The sequence below is a fragment of the Nostoc sp. CALU 1950 genome (assembly GCF_051172895.1).
Taxonomy (GTDB): Bacteria; Cyanobacteriota; Cyanobacteriia; order Cyanobacteriales; family Nostocaceae; genus Nostoc; species Nostoc edaphicum_A.
This window is the reverse complement of the sequence record NZ_JBDNJQ010000334.1, coordinates 1-2,720: the sequence shown is the minus strand read 5'-3', so window position 1 is coordinate 2,720 and position 2,720 is coordinate 1. Positions and strand designations below refer to the sequence as shown.

Here is a 2,720-nt window from a genome sequence, read left to right as displayed (position 1 = left end):
GCCGTCTCTACAAAAGACTGATTATTGTAGAGACGGCGATTCATCGCGTCTCTTGTCTGCGATTCATCGCGTCTCTTGTCTATTATTTAAATCAGCGATGCAATGATATTAATACTCATAGCTAAAATAGTGGTATTGAAAAAGAAGGATAATACGCCATGTAATAGAGTCAAGCGCCTCATATCACGTGATGTCGTCTGCACATCGGAAACTTGGCTTGTCATGCCAATTACAAAAGAATAATATAAAAATTCCCAATAGTCTGGATAGTCGTTATGAGGAAAATCTAAACCTCCGGTGATTTCTTTACTATTATTACGATTAATATATTTGTAATAGCTATGTGCATATTGCACTGCAAACATCGTATGCACTAATAGCCAAGAACCGACAATGGTCATAATTGAAAGTATGACATGTAGGGTAAGTAGAATAGTTGATAACTCTTTTTTATCAGTTAGTAAAAACCCAATGGCTAAAACACTAGCACAAGCCGCAGCAATCACCAGCATGAATATAGCCAAATGTCCCTCATATTCACTCTCAGCATAACGGCGAATTTTTTCTGGGTTAGCTTTGATCATTTTCCACCAAGTCACGGCTAAGAAAAAGTCAATGCCGGAGTTCCAAGCACAGAGAATGCGAATGGGTAAGTGCAGCCAAGCCGGAAGGATTACTGAAACTAATACAGCGAGTCCAACAGCAATTATCAGCCGGGGTCGAGAGTCAAAGTTTTTGAATAAATTCAGTTTCACAAATATTGCGATCGCAGAGTTTAAGTGACATACACCTACACTGATGCAAAGCATACAGTGTAGGTTTCCAAGACAATCAGGCTACTGCTGTGCGTAGGCTCTGTTTTTTATATTTATAGCTGCATTTTAAACGACGCAATACAATTAAAGGCAACATTACCCGGCGGTACTATTTATCACCATAGTAATTTCGAGTAATTAAGTTAGTGTATAGTGTCCGATTCCACAGAGATAATTTGGTAAATTTGGATGGAGAAATTAACTAAATCAGTGCGATTTTGGCTTTGTGCAACTATCATAATTTTGGGTTTGATAGGCTGCAATCGCTTTATCGGTACTTCTGGAGAACCAGTTGAGCGAGTCAGTGATGGTGATACTTTAGTGGTGAAAGATACTAATGGTAAAAATCTTACCGTGCGCTTTGCTTGTGTAGATGCGCCAGAGATAGCTCATACCAACAAAGAAAAGCAGAGTAAACGCATTAGCGATCGCAATCAATTTACTTGGGGTGTGAAAGCCCAAGAACGGGTGCAACAACTAGTGCAACAAGGAGGCGATCGCGTGACTTTGAATATCACCGATAGCGATCGCTATGGACGCAAAGTTGCCGAAGTTCGTTTACAAAATGGCACTTTTGTGCAACAGGTATTGTTGCAAGAAGGATTGGCAAAAGTATATCGTCCCTATTTAAACAAGTGTCCTAGCAAAGACTTAGTTCAACAAGCCGAAGCTAAAGCAAAGGAACAACGGCTTGGCGTTTGGAGTGATGCTAAATTTGTGAATCCTTGGGAATATCGCAGCCTATATAAAAAGTAGGGCGTTGCATATTTGCACGATGATTTAGCAACATTCCAAAATTCCCTCTTGCCTCCCCTGCCTCCCCTGCCCCCTGCCCCCTACTCCTCTCCCCAAGTTTGCAGTTGCAAATAAACTAGTACCAGCGTCCCTGCTAGTAACACCGTCGCAGCGGCGGCGGCATAACCAAAATCAAATTGACCAAAAGCCTCTTGGTAAATGTAGTAAACCAGCAAATTAGTTGAATTCAGTGGGCCACCGCCAGTCATTACATAAACTTGCTCAAAACTCCGCAATGTAAAAATCGCGGTAGTAATGATTGCAAATATCAAAGTAGGGCGCAATCCAGGCAGAGTAATATACCAAAATTGTTGCCAAGCATTTGCTCCATCCAAATCTGCTGCTTCATAACGACTGGGAGGAATTGCTTGCAACCCTGCTAAAAAAACCACCATATTGAAACCGAGTTGTTTCCAAATACTCATTAAAATAAGTACTGGCATTGCCCAAAATGTGTCTCCTAGCCAGGGTATGGCTGGAATGCCAAAAAAATCTAAAAGTCCGTTAACTGGCCCTGATGTTTGAAACAGCCAGCGAAATCCCAAACCAGCTGCCACAAGTGAAATAATTGAAGGCAGAAAATAGGCACTCCGCAAAATGCCCCGCAAGGGAATAGAGCGGTTTAATAACACTGCCAATCCCAAGGAGATAACTAAACTGGGAATGATGGTGGCAACAGTAAAATAAAAGGTGTTACCCAGAACTTGCCAGAAGTCAGGGTTGAGTAGCAAGCGCCAATAGTTTTTTAAGCCTATCCAATAAGTACCTTTTAAGGTGAAACTACCAGCGGTAAAACTGAGGTAAAACAAATAGGCGATCGGCCAAATGATAAAAACACCCAGTAAAATTAGTGCTGGTGTAAGAAAAATCCAGGCGGCAGCTGTATCATTATCCAACCACGATTTAGTATATTTTTTTGGCATCTATAATTTTCCCTCTTAGCTGTTATGACCCTCCGCCCTGATTTTACCCTGAGCTTGATTTCTCTCAGGATTAGCGATGTCTACGACGGGCTACGCCTACGCTTGGGTAAGTTCTTAGTTCAAAATTATCTCAGTGGTTAGCGGTGGTCAGATCCCCGACTTCTTCAAGAAGTCGGGGATCTCGTAG

3 protein-coding genes are annotated in these 2,720 nt (G+C 41.7%); 1 reads left to right on the top strand and 2 read right to left on the bottom strand.

Going from position 1 to position 2,720, the window contains the following annotated elements; translation table 11 throughout:
- Positions 1–86 precede the first annotated feature (86 nt).
- Positions 87–809 (bottom strand): DUF1345 domain-containing protein, encoded by a 723-nt coding sequence (locus ABF638_RS37640; protein ID WP_435027831.1) that lies wholly within the window; start codon positions 807–809, stop codon positions 87–89.
- A gap of 195 nt (positions 810–1,004) precedes the next feature.
- On the opposite strand from ABF638_RS37640, the gene ABF638_RS37635 reads away from it, so the two are divergent.
- Positions 1,005–1,571 carry a thermonuclease family protein gene (locus ABF638_RS37635; protein ID WP_435027830.1) on the top strand — a complete coding sequence of 189 codons (567 nt, stop codon included), beginning with the start codon at positions 1,005–1,007 and terminating at the stop codon, positions 1,569–1,571.
- Between the two features lie 80 nt (positions 1,572–1,651).
- On the opposite strand, the gene ABF638_RS37630 is transcribed toward ABF638_RS37635, so the two are convergent.
- Positions 1,652–2,533 carry a carbohydrate ABC transporter permease gene (locus ABF638_RS37630; RefSeq protein WP_435027829.1) on the bottom strand — a complete coding sequence of 294 codons (882 nt, stop codon included), beginning with the start codon at positions 2,531–2,533 and terminating at the stop codon, positions 1,652–1,654.
- Positions 2,534–2,720 lie beyond the last annotated feature (187 nt).

What these genes read in the sequence shown, in the direction of transcription:
- ABF638_RS37630 (WP_435027829.1), bottom strand. Translation starts at nt 2,533, where the DNA reads ATGCCAAAAAAATATACTAAATCGTGGTTGGATAATGATACAGCTGCC.
- ABF638_RS37635 (WP_435027830.1), top strand. Translation starts at nt 1,005, where the DNA reads ATGGAGAAATTAACTAAATCAGTGCGATTTTGGCTTTGTGCAACTATC.
- ABF638_RS37640 (WP_435027831.1), bottom strand. Translation starts at nt 809, where the DNA reads ATGCTTTGCATCAGTGTAGGTGTATGTCACTTAAACTCTGCGATCGCA.